The sequence below is a fragment of the Pseudomonas sp. DSV-1 genome (genome assembly GCF_035830915.1).
Taxonomy (GTDB): Bacteria; Pseudomonadota; Gammaproteobacteria; order Pseudomonadales; family Pseudomonadaceae; genus Aquipseudomonas.
On record NZ_JAYMYG010000001.1, the window covers coordinates 3,928,995 to 3,949,040 of the forward strand.

The 20,046-nt window shown below is 57.3% G+C and carries 18 protein-coding genes; 1 reads left to right on the top strand and 17 read right to left on the bottom strand.

Annotation, left to right across the window (positions count from 1 at the left end):
• Positions 1–8 precede the first annotated feature (8 nt).
• From surE to VSQ83_RS18425, 5 genes are all read right to left on the bottom strand, one after another.
• Positions 9–758: a 5'/3'-nucleotidase SurE gene (gene surE, locus VSQ83_RS18405; protein ID WP_133077710.1), complete on the bottom strand. Its 750-nt coding sequence runs from the start codon at positions 756–758 to the stop codon at positions 9–11.
• Positions 746–1,804 carry a tRNA pseudouridine(13) synthase TruD gene (truD, locus tag VSQ83_RS18410; RefSeq protein ID WP_133077711.1) on the bottom strand — a complete coding sequence of 353 codons (1,059 nt, stop codon included), beginning with the start codon at positions 1,802–1,804 and terminating at the stop codon, positions 746–748. Before truD ends, surE begins: the two co-directional genes overlap by 13 nt.
• The gene (gene ispF / locus VSQ83_RS18415; RefSeq protein WP_095001325.1) at positions 1,801–2,274 is read right to left on the bottom strand and encodes a 2-C-methyl-D-erythritol 2,4-cyclodiphosphate synthase; all 474 of its coding nucleotides are present in this window, start codon (positions 2,272–2,274) and stop codon (positions 1,801–1,803) included. The genes truD and ispF overlap by 4 nt, the downstream gene beginning before the upstream one ends.
• Before the next feature lie 62 nt (positions 2,275–2,336).
• Positions 2,337–3,179 carry an S-formylglutathione hydrolase gene (fghA, locus tag VSQ83_RS18420; RefSeq protein WP_442800238.1) on the bottom strand — a complete coding sequence of 281 codons (843 nt, stop codon included), beginning with the start codon at positions 3,177–3,179 and terminating at the stop codon, positions 2,337–2,339.
• 155 nt (positions 3,180–3,334) lie between these two features.
• Positions 3,335–4,447: an S-(hydroxymethyl)glutathione dehydrogenase/class III alcohol dehydrogenase gene (locus tag VSQ83_RS18425; protein ID WP_133077713.1), complete on the bottom strand. Its 1,113-nt coding sequence runs from the start codon at positions 4,445–4,447 to the stop codon at positions 3,335–3,337.
• Positions 4,448–4,555: 108 nt separating this feature from the next.
• Here VSQ83_RS18425 and VSQ83_RS18430 point away from each other — a divergent pair, with 108 nt between their 5' ends.
• Positions 4,556–5,461: a LysR substrate-binding domain-containing protein gene (locus VSQ83_RS18430; protein ID WP_326427307.1), complete on the top strand. Its 906-nt coding sequence runs from the start codon at positions 4,556–4,558 to the stop codon at positions 5,459–5,461.
• Between the two features lie 24 nt (positions 5,462–5,485).
• Here VSQ83_RS18430 and ispD read toward each other — a convergent pair whose 3' ends face one another.
• From ispD to fabZ, 12 genes are all read right to left on the bottom strand, one after another.
• The gene (gene ispD / locus VSQ83_RS18435; RefSeq protein WP_219261620.1) at positions 5,486–6,190 is read right to left on the bottom strand and encodes a 2-C-methyl-D-erythritol 4-phosphate cytidylyltransferase; all 705 of its coding nucleotides are present in this window, start codon (positions 6,188–6,190) and stop codon (positions 5,486–5,488) included.
• Entirely contained in the window at positions 6,187–6,465 is a 279-nt protein-coding gene (gene ftsB, locus VSQ83_RS18440; RefSeq protein WP_019822218.1) for a cell division protein FtsB, read from the bottom strand. The genes ispD and ftsB overlap by 4 nt, the downstream gene beginning before the upstream one ends.
• A 168-nt stretch (positions 6,466–6,633) precedes the next feature.
• Positions 6,634–7,923, bottom strand: a complete 1,290-nt coding sequence (eno, locus tag VSQ83_RS18445; protein ID WP_133077716.1) for a phosphopyruvate hydratase — start codon at positions 7,921–7,923, stop codon at positions 6,634–6,636.
• Positions 7,924–8,076: 153 nt separating this feature from the next.
• Positions 8,077–8,922: a 3-deoxy-8-phosphooctulonate synthase gene (gene kdsA / locus VSQ83_RS18450; RefSeq protein WP_019822215.1), complete on the bottom strand. Its 846-nt coding sequence runs from the start codon at positions 8,920–8,922 to the stop codon at positions 8,077–8,079.
• 5 nt (positions 8,923–8,927) lie between these two features.
• The gene (locus VSQ83_RS18455) at positions 8,928–10,559 is read right to left on the bottom strand and encodes a CTP synthase (protein WP_019822213.1); all 1,632 of its coding nucleotides are present in this window, start codon (positions 10,557–10,559) and stop codon (positions 8,928–8,930) included.
• Between the two features lie 272 nt (positions 10,560–10,831).
• A complete protein-coding gene (gene tilS / locus VSQ83_RS18460; RefSeq protein WP_326397451.1) occupies positions 10,832–12,148 on the bottom strand; it encodes a tRNA lysidine(34) synthetase TilS in 1,317 nt (438 codons plus the stop codon).
• Positions 12,149–12,256: 108 nt separating this feature from the next.
• Complete coding sequence (locus VSQ83_RS18465) at positions 12,257–13,204, bottom strand: acetyl-CoA carboxylase carboxyltransferase subunit alpha (protein WP_046810490.1); 948 nt, start codon at positions 13,202–13,204, stop codon at positions 12,257–12,259.
• Positions 13,205–13,388: 184 nt separating this feature from the next.
• Entirely contained in the window at positions 13,389–16,910 is a 3,522-nt protein-coding gene (gene dnaE, locus VSQ83_RS18470; RefSeq protein ID WP_326427308.1) for a DNA polymerase III subunit alpha, read from the bottom strand.
• Between the two features lie 78 nt (positions 16,911–16,988).
• Positions 16,989–17,606 (bottom strand): ribonuclease HII, encoded by a 618-nt coding sequence (rnhB, locus tag VSQ83_RS18475; protein WP_133077719.1) that lies wholly within the window; start codon positions 17,604–17,606, stop codon positions 16,989–16,991.
• 11 nt (positions 17,607–17,617) lie between these two features.
• Entirely contained in the window at positions 17,618–18,748 is a 1,131-nt protein-coding gene (gene lpxB / locus VSQ83_RS18480; protein ID WP_133077720.1) for a lipid-A-disaccharide synthase, read from the bottom strand.
• A gap of 2 nt (positions 18,749–18,750) precedes the next feature.
• Positions 18,751–19,527: an acyl-ACP--UDP-N-acetylglucosamine O-acyltransferase gene (gene lpxA / locus VSQ83_RS18485; protein ID WP_133077721.1), complete on the bottom strand. Its 777-nt coding sequence runs from the start codon at positions 19,525–19,527 to the stop codon at positions 18,751–18,753.
• Positions 19,524–19,964 carry a 3-hydroxyacyl-ACP dehydratase FabZ gene (gene fabZ / locus VSQ83_RS18490; protein ID WP_016781990.1) on the bottom strand — a complete coding sequence of 147 codons (441 nt, stop codon included), beginning with the start codon at positions 19,962–19,964 and terminating at the stop codon, positions 19,524–19,526. The genes lpxA and fabZ overlap by 4 nt, the downstream gene beginning before the upstream one ends.
• Positions 19,965–20,046: the final 82 nt, after the last annotated feature.

Here is a 20,046-nt window from a genome sequence, read left to right on the forward strand (position 1 = left end):
GCGCGCCATCAGCCCATGCCCTCCAGCCAGTCATTCAGGCTTTTGAAACCATCCCCAAAGGTGCGATCCAGTTGCAGCGGCGTGATCGACACATACCCCTGCATCACGGCATGAAAGTCGGTGCCCGGACCGCCATCTTCGGCGTCACCTGCCGCGGCAATCCAGTAACCGGCCTTGCCTCGCGGATCAACTACCCGCACCGGCGCCGCAGCGCGTGCCCGATGCCCGAGGCGGGTCAGTTGAATGCCGCGAATTTTCTCGAGCGGCAAGTTGGGAATATTCACATTGAGGACCGTACGCGGCGGCAAGTCCAGCGATGCGTGGGCTTCAAGCAGCTTGCGGGCAAAAAATGCCGCAGTCGCCAAGTTGTCCACCTGGCGCGACACCAACGAAAAGGCAAAGGATGGACGATCCAGAAAACGCCCCTCAAGTGCCGCCGCTACAGTGCCGGAATACAACACGTCGTCACCCAGATTGGCACCCAGGTTGATCCCTGACACCACCATGTCCGGTTGCGGCTCCAGCAAGCCGTGAAGGCCCAGGTGCACGCAGTCGGTGGGTGTGCCATTAATGCTGATAAAGCCATTGGCCAAGGTGTGTGGATGCAGGGGACGATCCAGGGTAAGCGAACTGCTCGCCCCGCTTTTGTCTTGATCCGGGGCAACCACCACGCACTCGGCGTAGTCGGCCAGCGCACCGTAGAGCGCAGCCAACCCCGGAGCGGTGACCCCATCATCGTTTGAAATCAGAATACGCATAGGCTATCCGCTTGATCCAAAGGCACCAGATCAACAAGCTCGCGCACCAGAACAGTGGCGAAGCATCCGGCCGGCAGAACAAATTCCAGTTGCAGAATGTCAGGCTGCGGATAATGCCACGTCAATCGTCCGATGGGCAGTCGCAGGATACGTCGCTCATGGCTCATGCCTGCGCGAACCAGCCAGTCACGCAATTGGGCTTCACGCTCTGCAATCGACTGCTCCAGCGCATGGGTCACGCCGGTGGTCGGTGACTCACCCTCGCCCCACTGGGGACCGGTTGGGTGCAGATCGAGAATAGCCAGCCGCGGATCGCTGCATTCAGCCTCGCCTGCCGGGAAAAAACTGCGACTGTCGGTAAAGGCCAGCAAATCGCCGACCTGTGCCCGCTGCCAGCTACCATCCGCCACCCGTGCGGCCAGCACCTGATTGAACAGATAGCTGCGGGCAGTGGATAACAGACGCGAGCGAACGTTGCGCTGCTCAGGCAAGGCCTTGCGCGCAGCATAGTCACGCGCCTCGCCCACATTGCCACCCTGCCAGCCGAAACGCTGGGTGCCGAAATAGTTCGGCACACCCTGTTTGGCGATCAGTTCAAGGCGTTGCTGCAGCGCGTCCTTGTCCCCGGCCAGTTGCGTCAGGCGCAGTGTGAATCCGTTGGCCGCATGGGCACCACGCTGCAATTTACGTTTGTGGCGTGAGGTCTTGAGAATTTTCAGGGTTTCGTTTTCAGCGCCCGACAAGTCAGGGTCTGCCTTGCCCGGCAGCTGCACGCTGAACCATTGGCGAGTTAACGCCTGGCGGTCCTTGAGGCCCGCGTAACTGACCGTGCGCAAAGGCACGCCCGCCGCCTTGGCAATGCGACGCGCTGCTTCTTCGGTATTCAGGCCACGCTTTTCAACCCACAACCACAGGTGCTCGCCGTCCCCGGACAGCGGTATATCAAGCACCTCGTCGACTTGAAAATCTTCAGCCGTCGCTTTGAGCACGGCAGTGCCCAATGCCTCGCCGTAGGCCCGAGGGCCGAGCAGATCCGACTCGTTCATGAGCGAACCAACAACGCAATGGAATGCACCGCAATACCTTCTTCACGACCCACGAAGCCAAGCTTTTCGGTGGTCGTGGCCTTTACGTTTACCTGGTCCAAGTCAACCTCTAGATCCGCGGCAATCAGCGCACGCATCGTTTCAATATGCGGCGCCATTTTTGGCGCCTGGGCAATGATGGTGTTGTCGACATTGCCGACTTTCCAGCCCTTGGCATGGATCAGACCCACGACATGACGCAGCAGGACACGACTGTCAGCGCCCTTGAAGGTCGGATCGGTGTCCGGGAAATGTTTGCCTATATCGCCAAGCGCCGCAGCCCCCAGCAAGGCATCGCTGAGGGCATGCAAAAGCACATCGCCATCAGAATGGGCCAGCAGCCCGAATTTGTGGGAGATCCGCACGCCGCCCAACGTAATGAAATCGCCTTCAGCGAAACAGTGCACATCATAGCCGTGGCCAATACGCATAAAAAAACGCCCCGATTAAGTCAGGGCGTGATTCTACCTACTTTGACCAACATTGGGCGCTATTAGCTCAGTGCATTGGCGTGATGACGCAAGTGGTCATCGATGAAACTTGCGATGAAGAAATAGCTATGGTCGTAGCCTGGCTGCAGTCGCAGGGTCAGCGGGTAGTCGGCCAGTTTGGCGGCCTGCTGCAGCACCTCAGGCTTGAGCTGGACAGCCAGGAAGTCATCCCGATCACCCTGATCAACCAGCAGCGGCAGTTTTTCGCGCGCTTCGCCAATCAACACGCTGGCATCCCACTCACGCCAGCGAGCACGCTCCTCGCCCAAATAGTTGGAGAACGCCTTTTGCCCCCATGGGCAGTCCATCGGATTACTGATCGGCGCAAAGGCTGACACCGACTGATAGCGTCCTGGATTGCGCAATGCACAAACCAATGCCCCGTGCCCGCCCATCGAGTGCCCGCTGATACCGCGCTTTTGCGAAGCGGGAAAATGCGCTTCGACCAAAGCCGGCAACTCCTGCACTACATAATCGTGCATCCGATAATGCTGCGCCCAAGGCTCTTGCGTAGCGTTCAGGTAAAAACCTGCACCCAATCCAAAGTCCCAGGCGCCCTGCGGGTCATCCGGCACACCTTCGCCACGGGGGCTGGTGTCCGGCGCCACGATGATCAGCCCCAACTCGGCAGCCATCTTCATTGCACCTGCCTTGTGCATGAAATTCTCGTCGGTACAGGTCAAGCCAGACAGCCAGTAAAGCACCGGCAACTTTGCCCCCTGCTCCGCCTGCGGCGGCAAGTACACGGCGAATACCATGTCGCAGCCCAGCACTTCAGAACGATGCTTGTAACGCTTGAGCCAACCGCCAAAGCTTTTTTGGCAGGAGATATTTTCCAGTGTCATGGGCAACTCCAGTCCGCAAGCAAAACACCCCACCTGTGGGAGCGGGCTGGCTCGCGATGCAGACAACTCGGTCTTTCAGTCAAACCGGGTAGCTGCAATCGCGAGCAAGCCCGCTCCCACACGTGTTTAGCGGTGTTTAGACTTACCGCTGTTAATTAGAAATGGATGACGGTACGAATGCTTTTGCCTTCATGCATCAGGTCAAATGCCTTATTGATATCTTCCAGGCCCATGGTGTGAGTAATGAAGGTATCCAGCGGAATCTCGCCGCTTTGCGCCATGTCGACATAGCTTGGCAGTTCCGTACGACCACGCACGCCACCAAACGCCGAACCACGCCAGACGCGACCGGTCACCAACTGGAATGGACGGGTGGAAATTTCCTGGCCTGCACCGGCTACGCCGATGATCACAGACTCGCCCCACCCTTTGTGACAGCACTCCAGCGCCGCACGCATCAAATGCACATTGCCAATGCATTCAAAGGAGAAATCGACACCCCCATCCGTCATGTCGACGATCACTTCCTGAATCGGGCGATCGAAGTCTTTCGGGTTGACACAATCGGTCGCACCCAACTGCCGGGCGATTTCAAACTTGGCCGGGTTGATGTCGATGGCAATGATCCGTGCAGCCTTGGCTTTCACCGCACCGATCACCGCGGACAGGCCAATACCGCCCAGACCGAAGATGGCCACGGTATCACCCGGCTTGACCTTGGCGGTGTTGAGCACCGCGCCGATCCCGGTCGTCACGCCGCAACCCAGCAGGCAAACCTTCTCAAGCGGCGCATCTTTCTGAATCTTGGCGACCGATATTTCCGGGAGCACGGTGTATTCAGAAAAGGTCGAAGTCCCCATGTAGTGGAAAATCGGCTGACCCTTGTAGGAGAAACGCGTAGTGCCGTCCGGCATCAAGCCCTTGCCTTGGGTCGAGCGAATCGCCTGGCACAGGTTGGTCTTGCCCGACAGACAGAATTTGCACTTGCCGCACTCGGGGGTGTACAGCGGGATGACATGATCACCGACCGCAACGGAGGTCACGCCCTCGCCAATCGCTTCAACGATGGCGCCGCCCTCATGGCCCAGGATCGACGGGAAGATGCCTTCCGGGTCCGCGCCTGACAAGGTGTAGGCATCGGTATGGCAAACACCCGACGCCACAACCCGCAGCAGCACTTCGCCAGCCTTGGGCATGGCAACGTCAACCTCTACGATTTCCAGGGGCTTTTTGGCCTCGAAAGCTACGGCAGCACGTGACTTGATCATCGATCGTCTCCAGCAAAGTAAAAACAAGACGACGAGTGTAAATCAGCGCTGAGTGATTAATAATCCAGACAAAAGCAAAACATTATTGCCATGCAGGGATAATCAGCCGTGAATGAAAACCGCTGGGAAGGTATCGATGAGTTTGTCGCCGTGGCCGAGTGCGGCCAATTTACGGCGGCGGCCGAGCGCCTTGGCGTCTCGTCATCCCATATCAGTCGCCAGGTCGCGCGCCTCGAAGAGCGCCTGCAGACCCGGCTGTTTTATCGCAGTACCCGCAAGGTAACGCTGACCGAGGCAGGGCAAACTTTTTTGCAGCATTGCCAGCGCCTGCAGGACGGACGTGAAGAAGCACTGCGAGCGGTAGGAGATCTGGCCAGCGAGCCCAAGGGCATGTTGCGCATGACCTGCGCGGTGGCCTATGGCGAACGATTTATCGTGCCATTGGTGACGCGTTTCATGGGGCTGTATCCGCAATTGCGGGTCGACATAGAACTCAGCAATCGACCACTGGACCTGGTACATGAAAGCCTGGACCTGGCGATTCGACTGGGACGCTTGCAGGACTCAAGGCTGGTGGCCACGCGGCTCGCACCCAGGCGCATGTATGTCTGCGCGTCACCTTCCTACCTGGAACATTATGGCCGCCCCCACAGCCTGTCAGAGCTGAGCCGACATAACTGTCTGATTGGTAGCTCGGATCTATGGCAATTGCAGCAGGACGGGCGTGAGTTTTCGCAACGGGTGCAGGGGAATTGGCGCTGCAATAGTGGGCAAGCGGTATTGGATGCGGCACTTCAAGGTGTAGGGCTTTGTCAACTGCCGGACTATTACGTATTGGAGCACTTGAAGACAGGGGCCCTGGTGTCTTTGCTCGACACTCACCAGCCGCCAAACACTGCTGTCTGGGCGCTTTATCCGCAACAGCGGCACTTGTCGCCCAAGGTCAGAAAGCTGGTGGATTACCTGAAGGAAGGTCTGGCCAAGCGGGAGGAGTATCTGACGCTATCTCCGTAGCAGCTGCCGAAGGTTTGTGTTTACTCAACGGTTAACCCAACGCAAACGCAACCACTCAAGGTCTTCCGGGCGAGTGACCTTGATATTGTCCCCACGCCCTTCGATCAGTCGCGGGGCCAGGCCGGCCCATTCCATTGCCGAAGATTCGTCCGTGATGGTCGCATCGGCCACAAGGCTGTCCGCCAGAGCGCGATGCAATGGCCCCAGGCGAAACATCTGCGGTGTATAGGCTTGCCAGATCAAACTGCGATCAACGGTTTCAACCACACGACCTTTTTTGTCCACTCGCTTGAGTGTGTCCCGCGCAGGAACAGCCAGCAAACCACCCACCGGGTCGTCAGCCAACTCACCCAGCAGCTTGTCTAGGTCTTCACGGGACAGGTTTGGACGTGCCGCATCGTGGACCAATACCCAGTCGTCATCCGCCGCACCTTGCGCATGCAGGTACAGTAACGCGTTGAGTACGGAGTCCGCCCGTTCCCGCCCGCCGTCCACCCGCACAACCCGCGGATCAGAAGCACACGGCAATGACGGCCAGAAGGGATCATCAAAAGCAACGCTGACCACCAGCCCCTTGAGGCCTGGATGATCGAGAAAACAGCTGATGCTGTGTTCGAGAATACTGCGCCCGCCCAATTGCAAATATTGCTTGGGACGGTCCGCGGCCATACGGGCACCCACGCCCGCGGCAGGAATCACGGCCCAAAAGGCCGGTGATGAATGACTCATTGGGCCAACTGATAGAGGGTTTCACCCTCCTTGATCATGCCCAACTCATGGCGAGCGCGTTCTTCAACGGTCTCCATGCCTTTTTTAAGCTCCAGCACTTCCGCATCCAGCACGCGGTTACGCTCCAGCAAAATTTCGTTTTCAGCACGCTGATCGGCGATTTGCTGAGTCAGGTCGGTAACCTGCGCCAAACTGCCATTCCCCACCCACAGGCGATACTGTAGGCCAGCCAGCAGCAAGAGCAGGACGAGAAACAACCAATAGGGACTGCGCATCGAATATCAGGTATCCAGTAAAAAGACAGCCATGCCGACAAACGTAAACATCGAATAGTACAAAGCCTGGAAGAACCAGGCTTGTATACAGAAGCATCAGATTAGTGTCAAAAGACCCGCATTGACGAGCTTTTCAACACAATCTGCTGACTTTTTACGATTCAGTACTCAGCCGCGGAACTCGCCACGACCGTTGTACTTGGCTTTTGCACCCAATTGCTCTTCGATACGCAGCAATTGGTTGTACTTGGAAACACGATCAGAACGGCACAGAGAGCCGGTCTTGATCTGGCCAGCCGAAGTACCCACCGCCAGATCGGCAATCGTGGAATCTTCGGTTTCGCCGGAGCGGTGCGAGATCACAGCCGTGTAACCAGCAGCCTTGGCCATCTGAATGGCTTCCAGCGTTTCGGTCAGGGTACCGATCTGGTTGAACTTGATCAGGATCGAGTTGGCAATGCTCTTGTCGATGCCTTCTTTCAGGATCTTGGTGTTGGTTACGAACAGGTCGTCACCCACCAGCTGAACCTTCTCACCGATTTTGTCGGTCAGGATTTTCCAGCCATCCCAGTCAGACTCGTCCAGGCCGTCTTCGATGGAGATGATCGGGTAGCGCTGAGTCAGACCCTTGAGGTATTCAGCAAAACCTTCGGAACTGAAGACTTGACCTTCGCCCGACAGGTTGTATTTACCGTCTTCGTAGAATTCGCTGGCAGCGCAGTCCAGAGCCAGGGTCACGTCAGTGCCCAGGGTGTAACCGGCGTTTGCAACGGCTTCGGAGATCACTTTAAGTGCATCTTCGTTGGAAGCCAGGTTCGGTGCGAAACCACCTTCGTCGCCCACTGCGGTGTTCAGGCCACGAGCCTTGAGCACAGCTTTGAGGTGATGGAAGATTTCGGTGCCCATGCGCAGCGCGTCAGAAAAAGTCTTGGCGCCAACCGGCTGAACCATGAACTCTTGAATGTCGACGTTGTTATCAGCGTGCTCGCCACCGTTGATGATGTTCATCATCGGAACCGGCATCGAGTAAACACCCGGAGTGCCGTTCAGGTTGGCAATGTGTGCGTACAGCGGCAGGTCCTGGTCCTGGGCAGCGGCTTTGGCAGCAGCCAGAGACACGGCCAGGATGGCGTTGGCGCCCAGGGAGCCTTTGTTCTCAGTGCCGTCCAGCGCGATCATCGCGTGGTCCAGCGCCTTTTGGTCAACCGGGTCTTTACCCAGCAGCAAATCACGAATCGGGCCATTGATGTTGGCAACGGCTTTCAGCACGCCTTTGCCCAGGTAACGGCTCTTGTCGCCATCACGCAGTTCCAGCGCTTCACGGGAACCAGTGGATGCACCGGACGGCGCGCAAGCACTGCCGATGATGCCGTTGTCGAGAAGCACGTCCGCTTCCACAGTGGGATTGCCACGGGAGTCGAGAACTTCACGACCTTTGATGTCGACGATTTTTGCCATTGTTGTAAACACTCCAAAGTTGACGAAAACGACGCAGCTGAGGGAAATATTGTTATCGGCGGCAAGGGGCAAATAGCGGGCAGCCTTGCGGGCGATAAGGCTCGGGCCCTGAGGCCCGAGAAATCGTGCGGTACTTTACCGGAGAAACGAGGTTTACGCGGTTTCTATTGTCGGAAAACTTTTAACCAACTCATCCAGAGACTTCAGCTGGGCCAGGAAAGGCTCCAGCTTGTCCAGACGCAAGGCGCAAGGGCCGTCGCATTTGGCATTGTCCGGATCCGGGTGCGCCTCAAGGAACAGGCCCGCCAGGCCCTGGCTGATGCCAGCCTTGGCCAGGTCGGTCACTTGGGCACGACGACCACCGGCTGAGTCCGAGCGACCACCGGGCATTTGCAGCGCGTGGGTCACGTCGAAAAAGACCGGGTATTCGAACTGCTTCATGATGCCGAAGCCCAGCATGTCTACAACAAGGTTGTTGTAGCCAAAGCTGGAACCACGCTCGCAAAGGATCAACTGATCATTGCCCGCTTCTTCGCATTTGCTCAGGATGTGCTTCATTTCCTGAGGCGCAAGGAATTGGGCCTTTTTGATGTTGATCACGGCGCCGGTCTTGGCCATGGCCACGACCAGGTCAGTCTGACGCGACAGGAACGCCGGCAACTGGATGATGTCGCAGACTTCGGCGACCACGGCTGCTTGCGCAGGCTCGTGAACGTCGGTGATCAGCGGCACACCGAAAGCAGCCTTGATGTCCTGAAAAATCCGCATGCCTTCTTCGAGGCCGGGGCCACGGTAAGAGCTGACAGATGAACGGTTGGCCTTGTCGAAACTGGCCTTGAACACGTAAGGGATGCCGAGCTTTTCGGTAACCCGTACGTATTCTTCGCACACCTGCATGGCCATATCACGGCTTTCCAGCACGTTCATGCCACCGAACAAGACCATTGGCTTGTCGTTGGCAATTTCGATATTGCCTACACGGATAATCTTTTGCGCCATTCTGATTACGCCTTCTTCTCGTGTTGCGCCAGTGCAGCTTTGACGAAACCGGTGAACAGTGGATGGCCATCACGTGGCGTGGAGGTGAACTCCGGGTGGAACTGGCAAGCGACGAACCAAGGATGATCCGGAGCTTCAACCACTTCTACCAGCGCGCCGTCACCGGAGCGACCGGTCACTTTCAGGCCTGCTTCAGTCAGTTGCGGCAGCAGGTTGTTGTTCACTTCGTAGCGATGACGATGACGTTCAACAATCACGTCCTTGGCATAGCAGTCGTGAACCAGGGAACCGGCTTGCAGCTGGCAATCCTGCGCACCCAGACGCATGGTGCCGCCCAGATCCGACGTTTCGGTACGGGTTTCGACTGCACCGGTGGCATCTTCCCACTCAGTGATCAGGCCCACAACCGGATGGCCGCTGCTGCGATCGAACTCGGTGGAGTTGGCGTCTTTCCAGCCCAGCACGTTACGTGCGAACTCGATTACCGCTACTTGCATGCCCAGGCAGATACCCAGGTATGGAACCTTGTTCTCGCGAGCGTACTGAACAGCAGTGATCTTGCCTTCTACGCCGCGCAGACCGAAGCCGCCCGGAACCAGAATGGCATCACAGCCTTCAAGCAGTTCAGTGCCTTTGTTTTCGATGTCTTCGGAGTCGATATAACGCAGGTTGACCTTGGTACGGTTGGAAATACCGGCGTGACTCATCGCTTCGATCAGCGACTTGTACGCGTCCAGCAGCTCCATGTACTTGCCCACCATCGCGATGGTGACTTCGTGCTCTGGATTGAGCTTGGCATCGACAACCTGTTCCCATTCGGACAGGTCGGCGCTGTTGCATTCCAGGCCGAAACGCTCGACAACGAAATCATCCAGACCCTGGGCGTGCAGCATGCCCGGGATGCGGTAGATGGTGTCGGCGTCTTCCAGCGAAATAACGGCACGCTCTTCAACGTTGGTGAACAACGCAATCTTGCGACGCGAAGAAATATCAACGTGGTGATCGGAACGGCAGATCAGGACATCTGGCTGCAGGCCGATGGAGCGCAATTCTTTAACCGAGTGTTGCGTTGGTTTGGTTTTCGTTTCGCCAGCAGTGGCGATGTACGGAACCAGCGTCAGGTGCATCAGCATGGCGCGCTTGGCGCCCACTTCGATGCGCAACTGACGGATAGCCTCGAGGAACGGTTGGGACTCAATGTCACCCACAGTACCGCCAATCTCAACCATCGCTACGTCGGCATCGCCGGCGCCCTTGATGATCCGACGTTTGATTTCGTCGGTGATGTGCGGAATCACCTGGATGGTTGCACCCAGGTAATCACCACGGCGCTCCTTGCGCAGGACGTGTTCGTAAACGCGGCCCGTGGTGAAGTTGTTGTTCTGGGTCATGGTCGTGCGGATGAACCGCTCGTAATGCCCCAAGTCCAGATCGGTTTCGGCGCCGTCGTGAGTGACGAACACTTCACCGTGCTGGAACGGGCTCATGGTGCCCGGATCAACGTTGATGTAGGGGTCCAGCTTCAGCATGGTGACCTTAAGTCCCCGCGCCTCCAGGATGGCTGCCAATGAAGCCGAGGCAATGCCTTTCCCCAATGAAGAAACAACACCGCCCGTGACGAAGATGTAGCGCGTCATGAAAAACCCTAGAAGTCTGCGTTAAAGCGGTCAGAGCCGCCGGGGAAAGCGAAGGAAGGCCGAAGCCCCCAATCACCAGCATTAGTCACAGTGCACCTTTCGAAAAACTGCTGCGTTGAAACAGACCGACGTAAATCATCGGTTCGATGCAAGCCACACATTTTTTTAAAATCGCCCAGCAAAGACTGCTTGGTAATCGGCAACTTCTGTAATTCCGGTGAATCCACAGAAGTTGTATCAAGAAGGGAGCGTAGTCTACCGGAAACCCCCTTTCAGCTCAAACCTTGATCGCTCGAAGTTGGCAGCCACTGTAATTGCCAGCGTCCACAGGGGCTGGAGTCCAGTCCATTGAGGTTTGCCACGGCCAATAACTGCTCATTGCGGTACAGAAGCGGCAATCTGCCACGGGCAAACAACGGAACACCCCGCTCGTTGAACAACCGCTTCAGATCACGGTGACCGCGCTGTTCCAGCGCCATCACTTCGCCCCCTTGACGATAGCTCACTTGCAAGGGGCCATCGGCCGTCGTCCCGACAAAGCGCACCTGACCATTACCCGGCAGGGTCAGCGCCTGGTCGGGTTGCGTCCACAATCCTGGCACAGCGGGCGGGAGCAACCAGTCACCGGACAACCACCAGATGCGGCCGCCAGCGCGATGCAGCTCACCGCCGGCGAGTTTCCAGAGCGGTTGGGCACCCTCACGGGCGTCACGCAGGGCATTCCACCCAGCCCAGTGATCGGTATCAGGCAATGGGGTGAATGCTGCCAGCCAGTGACGCAATGCGTTGCGCTGACGTGCAGGCGACAGACGGACGATGGGCGCAAGCGCCAGCGAGGGCACCCCGAGCCAGGCAAATTCGGTGTCTGTACCCGCATCGCGAAGATCCTGTTGCGCCAACTCATCAAGCAGACCTTGAGCCTCGGCACAATGGGCTGCACTGCGGGCCAGGCTGGCAGCCGCCTGTGGCCATCGCCGTGCGAGGACTGGAAACACTTCATGGCGCAAATAATTACGGGAAAAATCTGTTTGGGCGTTGGACGGGTCTTCGATCCAGCCCAGTCCCTGCTCAAGGGCGTAAGCCTCAAGCTGAGCGCGAGAAACGTCCAGCAAAGGCCGGCACAGGTGTCCTGCCCCCAAACGTCGTTGACGAGGCATGGCCGCCAACCCGTTGACCCCTGCCCCTCTCAGCAGGCGAAACAGCAGGGTTTCAGCCTGATCGTCACGGTGCTGCCCGACCAGCAGCACCTCTTCAACACCCGTCAGCGCAGCAAACGCCTGATAGCGCGCATCCCGCGCCGCACGCTCGACACTTGCGCCTGCCTGCACCTGCACGCGAATCACCTGCAACGGCACGCTCAACCGGTCACACAGCGCCTGACAATGATCCGGCCACGCATCAGCCGCCGCCTGCAGGCCATGATGAACATGGACAGCGGTAATGGGCGGTAATGGGTGGGTCTGGCGCAATTGAACGAGAAGGTGAAGCAGCACAGTCGAATCGAGACCGCCGGAGAGCGCGACATGCCAAGCCTTGGCGTTGCGCCAGGGGCTGAGGGCTTGCAGCAGCGGAATCGATAGACTGGGCATTACGCAATCCTGTAGGAGCGGGCTTGCTCGCGATGCTGACTACTCGATCTTTGAGCCAAACCGCGCAGATGCCATCGCGGGCAAGCCCGCTCCCACACTAAATCCGAATCAGAGACCGTAGCTCATCAGACGATCGTAACGACGCTTGAGCAGTGTTTCGTGATCCAGCTTGTTCAGCATGTCCAGCTGGGAAATCAGGTCGGCACGAATGCTGGCAGACGCAGCAGCCGGGTCACGGTGTGCGCCACCCAATGGCTCGCCAATCACCTTGTCCACGATACCCAGGCCTTTGAGGCGCTCGGCGGTAATGCCCATGGCCTCAGCGGCGTCCGGTGCTTTTTCTGCGGTTTTCCACAGAATCGATGCGCAACCTTCCGGCGAGATCACCGCGTAGGTCGAGTACTGCAGCATGTTCAACTGGTCGCAAACGCCAATCGCCAAGGCACCGCCCGAACCGCCTTCGCCGATAACGGTGGCGATGATCGGGGTTTTCAGGCGCGACATGACACGCAGGTTCCAGGCAATGGCCTCGCTCTGGTTACGCTCTTCAGCGTCGATGCCAGGGTAAGCACCCGGCGTGTCGATGAAGGTCAGGATCGGCATTTTGAAACGCTCGGCCATTTCCATCAAACGGCAGGCCTTGCGATAGCCTTCAGGACGCGGCATACCGAAGTTGCGGCGTACCTTTTCACGGACTTCACGGCCTTTCTGGTGACCAATCACCATCACTGGCTGATCGTCCAGGCGGGCAATACCGCCAACGATGGCCGCATCATCCGAGAAATGACGGTCGCCATGCAGCTCATCGAACTCGGTGAAGATGTGATCGATGTAGTCCAGTGTGTATGGACGACGCGGGTGACGGGCCAAACGGGCAATCTGCCAGCTGGTCAGCTTGCCGAAAATATCTTCAGTCAGCGTTTTGCTTTTGTCTTGCAGACGAGAGATTTCATCACTGATATTCAGCGAATTGTCATTACCAACCAAGCGCAACTCTTCGATTTTGGCTTGCAGGTCAGCAATCGGCTGTTCGAAATCAAGAAAATTCGGGTTCATAAGCATCCGTCTTGGGTCGGCGGCAAAGCATGCCAGAAGGTCTGAAACCCAGCATTTACTGGCGTTTCGAACCGAGCTGGGGCAGCCGGTTGATCTGTATCGCGCCTACCTTAAGGGACAGGCGCTCTCAGGTCGAGATTAAAAATTCAGGTCGAGGTCAGGGCGCAGCTGTAGCCCCTGACCGTCAACGGTATTGGAGGAAGACGTTGTCTCGCCCGAACTGGTCACGCAGGGCTTGAATCAAGCTGTCTGCCGGATCGATCCGCCAGGTCTCGCCAAACTGCAACATGGCCTTGGCGTCTTCGCCGGTGTAATCCATGGTGATCGGGCACGCACCACGATGTTTCTTGAACAATTCGCCCAACCAGCGCAACTGATCGCCCTTGAGTGCAGCCCGATTCACTTTCAGGCGCAAGCTCTCGGCCAGGCTGGTGCGGGCATCTTCCATGCTCATCACCCGCTTGACCCTCAGGCGCAGCCCGCCAGAGAAGTCATCATTACTGACCTCCCCTTCGACCACCACCATCGCATCGGTCTGCAACAATGACTGTGCCGAATGGAAGGCCTCGGCAAACAGCGAGGCTTCGATACGCGCCGACCGGTCGTCGAGGGTAATAAAGCCCATCTTGTCGCCTTTTTTGTTCTTCATCACCCGCAACGCAATGATCATCCCGGCAACGGTCTGAGTATCGCGCGCAGGCTTGAGATCAATAATGCGCTGACGCGCAAAACGACGGATTTCGCCTTCATATTCGTCAATTGGATGACCGGTCAGGTACAGGCCCAACGTGTCCTTCTCGCCTTTGAGTCGCTCCTTGAGCGTCAGTTCCTTGGCCTTGCGGTGATTGGCGTAGACGTCTGCGTCCACTTCGACAAACAACCCGCCAAACAGGTCGGCGTGACCGCTGTCATGGGTGCGCGCGGTTTGTTCGGCCGCCTTGATTGCTTCTTCCAGGGCCGACAACAACACCGCGCGGTTCTGGTCGATGCTGGCTTGCCAGGCTTTGGGCTCGTCATGAAAGAACGGCCCAAGACGGTCCAGTGCACCACTTCGAATCAGACCGTCGAGTGTGCGCTTGTTGATGCGCTTGAGGTCAACCCGGGCACAGAAATCGAACAGATCCGTGAACGGACCGTCCTGACGCGCTTCGGTGATGGCCTCTACAGGCCCCTCGCCAACACCCTTGATCGCCCCAAGGCCGTAAATGATCCGGCCTTCATCGTTTACGGTGAATTTGAACTCCGAGGCGTTCACGTCCGGCGCGTCCAGACGCAGCTTCATGCTGCGAATTTCTTCGATCAGGATCACGACCTTGTCGGTGTTATGCATATCCGCCGACAGTACCGCGGCCATGAAAGGTGCCGGGTAGTGGGTTTTCAGCCAGGCAGTCTGGTACGACACCAGGCCGTAGGCAGCGGAGTGGGATTTGTTGAATCCGTAACCGGCGAATTTCTCTACCAGGTCAAAAATGTTACCGGCCAGGTCGCCATCAATGTTGTTGTTGGCACAACCTTCAATAAAACCGCCGCGCTGCTTGGCCATTTCTTCGGGTTTTTTCTTACCCATTGCCCGACGCAGCATGTCGGCGCCGCCGAGGGTATAACCGGCCATGACCTGGGCAATCTGCATCACCTGTTCCTGGTACAGGATGATGCCGTAGGTCGGCGCCAAGACTGGCTTGAGACCTTCGTACTGATAGTCGGAATGCGGGTACGCCAATTCGGCGCGACCGTGCTTGCGGTTGATAAAGTCATCAACCATGCCGGACTGCAGCGGACCCGGACGGAACAGGGCCACCAGTGCGATCAAGTCTTCCAGGCAGTCGGGCTTGAGCTTTTTGATCAGCTCTTTCATGCCGCGCGACTCAAGCTGGAACACCGCAGTGGTCTCGGCCTTTTGCAGCAATTGATACGTCGGCTTGTCGTCGAGCGGGATAAAGGCGATATCCAGTGGCGGCTCATCAACCTTGGCGCGATCGCGGTTGATGGTTTTCAGCGCCCAGTCAATAACCGTCAGGGTCCGCAGACCCAGGAAGTCGAACTTCACCAGGCCGGCAGACTCAACGTCATCTTTATCGAACTGGGTAACCAGACCGCCGCCCTCTTCATCGCAGTAAATCGGCGAGAAGTCGGTCAGTTTGGTCGGCGCAATAACCACACCACCGGCGTGCTTGCCGACGTTACGCACAACGCCTTCAAGTTTGCGGGCCATTTCCCAGATTTCAGCGGCTTCCTCATCGACCTTGATGAAATCACGCAGGATTTCTTCTTGCTCAAAGGCTTTTTCAAGCGTCATGCCGACTTCAAAAGGAATCATCTTCGACAGACGATCCGCCAGGCCGTAAGACTTGCCCTGCACCCGCGCCACGTCACGGATTACCGCCTTGGCAGCCATCGAACCAAACGTGATGATCTGGCTTACAGCGTTGCGGCCATATTTTTCGGCCACATACTCGATCACCCGGTCACGACCGTCCATGCAGAAGTCGACGTCGAAGTCGGGCATCGATACCCGTTCCGGGTTAAGGAATCGCTCGAACAGCAAGTCATATTCCAGCGGGTCGAGGTCAGTAATCTTCTGCACATAGGCCACCAGCGATCCGGCACCCGATCCACGGCCCGGCCCCACAGGTACGCCGTTGCTCTTGGCCCACTGGATAAAGTCCATCACGATCAGGAAGTAGCCCGGGAACCCCATCTGGATGATGATATCCAGCTCGAAATTCAGCCGGTCGACATACACCTGCCGCTTGGCGTCGTAATCCTCGGTGGTGTCCCTGGGCAGCAGAACGCTCAGACGGTCTTCCAGACCATCAAACGACACCTTGCGGAAATACTCATCGATGGTCATGCCATCGGGAATCGGAAAGTTGGGCAAAAAGTGAGTACCCAGCTTCACTTCGATATTGCAGCGCTTGGCAATTTCAACCGTGTTTGCCAGCGCCTCAGGCAAGTCACTGAACAGCTCGGCCATTTCCTCGGCGCTTTTCAGATACTGCTGATCGCTGTAATTCTTTGAACGGCGCGGGTCATCCAGCGCCCGGCCTTCACCGATGCAAACACGGGTTTCGTGGGCTTCGAAATCCTGCTGCTTGATGAAACGCACATCGTTGGTCGCAACCAGTGGCGCGCCAATTTTGTCCGCCAGGGCGACGGCAGCATGCAGATGCTCTTCATCGTTGGGACGCTTGGTGCGCTGAACTTCGATGTAGAAACGATCCGGGAACACCGCCATCCATTCGCGGGCCAGGGCCTCGGCTTCTTCAGTGTTGCCACTGATCAGCGCGACGCCAATCTCGCCCTCTTTCGCCGCCGACAACATGATCAGGCCTTCTGCAGCCTCGGCAACCCATTCGCGCTCAATGATGACCTGGCCATTACGCTGGCCATCGATGTAACCACGGGAAATAAGCTCGGTCAGGTTGCGATAACCCAACGGGTTCATTGCCAGCAGGCTGATTCGGATGAGCGGGTTTTCCGGATCCTTGTTCGACAGCCACAGGTCCGCACCACTGATCGGCTTGATCCCGCCCCCCATGGCGGTCTTATAGAACTTGACCAGGGAGCACATGTTGTTCTGATCGGTCACCGCAACAGCGGGCATATTCATGCCAGCCAGGGTTTTGATCAGCGGTTTGATCCGCACCAGGCCATCGACCAGGGAATATTCAGTGTGCAGGCGCAGGTGAACGAATGAAGCCGGCATGGTGATCCTGTCTATAAGCTTTGAGAAACAACAAGGCCCGGATTGTACCGGGCCTTGGCAAAAACATCAGCCTTGCGGCTAAACCTTGGCAAGACCTTCAAGCGCCTCATACGCACGACGAACCGGGCCAAACGAACGCCGGTGAATCGGTGTCGGGCCCAGACGTTCAAGCGCTTCGAGGTGAACAGCCGTTGGATACCCCTTGTGTCCACCAATCCCATAGCCCGGGTATTGCAGCTCAAAGGCAGCCATTTCACGGTCACGACTGACCTTGGCCAAAATCGATGCTGCCGCAATCGCAGGCACCTTGCTATCGCCCTTCACCACGGCCTCTGAAGGCATTGTCAGCTTGGGGCAGCGATTGCCGTCGATCATCGCCAGTTTAGGGGTAATGCTCAGCCCTTCGACAGCGCGCTGCATGGCCAGCATCGTGGCGTGCAAAATATTCAGCTCATCGATTTCTTCAACTTCGGCCCGGGCAATACACCAGCTCAAAGCCTTTTCACGGATTTCGTCGTACAGCTTTTCGCGACGGGCCTCGGTGAGTTTTTTCGAGTCGTTGAGCCCGGCTATAGGCCGGTTGGGATCAAGAATAACGGCCGCCGTCACGACAGCGCCGCACAATGGGCCGCGCCCCACTTCGTCGACACCGGCCACGAGGTCTTCGACCAGATTGAAATCCAACCCGATTTGCATGGTTACTTTACTCATTTGGATTGTGCAATCAGGTCCAGTACCGCTTTAGCGGCCTGATTGGAAGCGTCGAGACGCAATGTACGATGAATTTCGTCAAAGCCGCGGGTCTGCTCTTCGCCACCCTCGAGCAAAGGCAGCAACGTGCGGGCCAGCGCCTCAGGCGTGGCGGCATCCTGCAAGAGCTCGGGCACCAACATGCGCTGAGCCAGCAAATTGGGCAGGGACACGTAAGGGCTTTTGACCAGCCGCTTGAGGATCCAGAACGTCAGACGTGCAAGGCGATAAGCCACCACCATTGGCCGTTTGTAGAGCAAGGCCTCAAGCGTCGCGGTACCGGATGCAATCAATACCGCATCACAGGCCGCCAGTGCCAGATGGGATTGACCGTCAAGCAAGGTCAGCGGCAGATCACGCCCCACCAGCATCTGCTCGATCTGCTCGCGACGTGCGGCGCTCGCGCATGGCAATACAAAATGCACATCTGGCCGGGCCTCTCGAATTATCTGCGCTGCATCGAGAAACAGACCGCCCAGCTTGCCCACTTCTCCGCCGCGGCTGCCCGGCATCAAGGCGACCAACGGCCCGCCAGACAGGCCCAACTCGGCTCGGGCACCGGTTTTATCGGCTTCAAGGGGGATAGTGTCGGCCAATGAATGACCAACGAAGCGCACGGGCACGCCGTGCTCTTCGTAGAATTTGGCTTCAAACGGCAGCAGCGTCAGCATCAAATCGCAACCTTCGCGAATTTTCAGCACTCGCTTCTGACGCCACGCCCATACGGACGGGCTGACGTAATGCACGGTCTTGATCCCGGCACGGCGCAATTGAAGTTCAATATTGAGGGTGAAATCGGGCGCATCGATACCGATAAACACATCGGGTTTTTCGGCGATCAGGGTCTGGACAAGGAGTTTGCGGCGCTTAAGCAGTTCTCGCAGACGACCCAACACTTCGACCAGGCCCATTACCGACAGACGCTCCATCGGGAAGTAGGAGCTCATGCCCTCAGCTTCCATCAATGGACCGCCAACGCCGATAAATTCGATATCAGAATGCTGAGCCTTGAGCGCTCTCATCAATCCTGAGCCCAAAATGTCGCCCGAGGCCTCTCCCGCCACCAGCGCGATACGCAATCTGGCCATGACTAGCGCGTAATGCCGCGGGAGGAAGAACGAATGGACTCTACAAACATGGCAACTTCCGGAAACTGCACCGCAGGCTCAGCCAGCTCGGCGAGCGCCTGGTCAACGGTCAAGCCCTGGCGATAAACCACTTTGTAGGCACGACGCAACGCATGAATGGCATCTTCACTGAAGCCGCGACGACGCATACCTTCGAAGTTCATGCTGCGTGCTTCGGCAGGACTGCCAAACACGGTCACGAACGCAGGCACATCCTTGCCGATTGCAGTACCCATGCCCGAAAAGCTGTGGGCACCAATGTGGCAGAACTGATGAACCAGCGTGAAACCTGACAGGATCGCCCAATCACCCATATGCACATGACCCGCCAACGCGGCGTTATTGACCAGAATGCAATGGTTGCCGATGACGCTGTCATGGCCGATGTGAGCATAGGCCATCACCAGATTGTGATCACCCAGGGTAGTTTCGGCACGGTCCTGAATCGTTCCGCGATGAATAGTGACCCCTTCACGAATAACGTTATGGTCACCGATCACCAGGCGAGTTTCCTCCCCCTTGTACTTGAGATCAGGCGTGTCTTCACCTACCGAAGAAAACTGGTAGATGCGATTGTGCTTACCGATTTTGGTTGGGCCTTTGAGAATTACATGCGGCCCAATCACTGTCCCCTCGCCGATTTCCACACCAGCGCCGACGATCGACCAAGGGCCGACCTCGACGTCGTCGGCCAAAATGGCCGTCGGATCGATGATTGCGCGAGGGTCAATCAAACTCATAGTTTGCGTTCCGCACAGATAATTTCAGCCGAGCATACCGGCTTGCCATCAACCGTTGCCTGGCATTCAAACTTCCAGATGGAGCGTTTGCAGCTCAGGAACTTGGCCTCCAGGATCAGTTGATCACCTGGCAGCACAGGTTGACGGAAGCGCAGTTTGTCGGAGCCTACGAAGTAGTAGAGCGTACCGTCAGCCGGCTTGAGGTCCATCATCTTGAAGCCAAGGATGCCAGCAGCCTGAGCCATGGCTTCAATGATCAATACACCGGGCATGATCGGGTGCGCCGGGAAGTGACCGTTGAAAAATGGCTCGTTGATGCTGACATTCTTGTAGGCACGAATGCGCTTGTTCTCGACATCCAGATCCACCACTCGGTCCACCAGCAGGAACGGGTAACGGTGGGGCAGATATTCGCGAATCTCGTTGATGTCCATCATTTCGTGGGGAAGCCTGTAATAAAGATTGGGCGCGCGCGACTAAGGCGCGCTCCTCTAGCAAATCAAGGAAGCAAACCAGAGG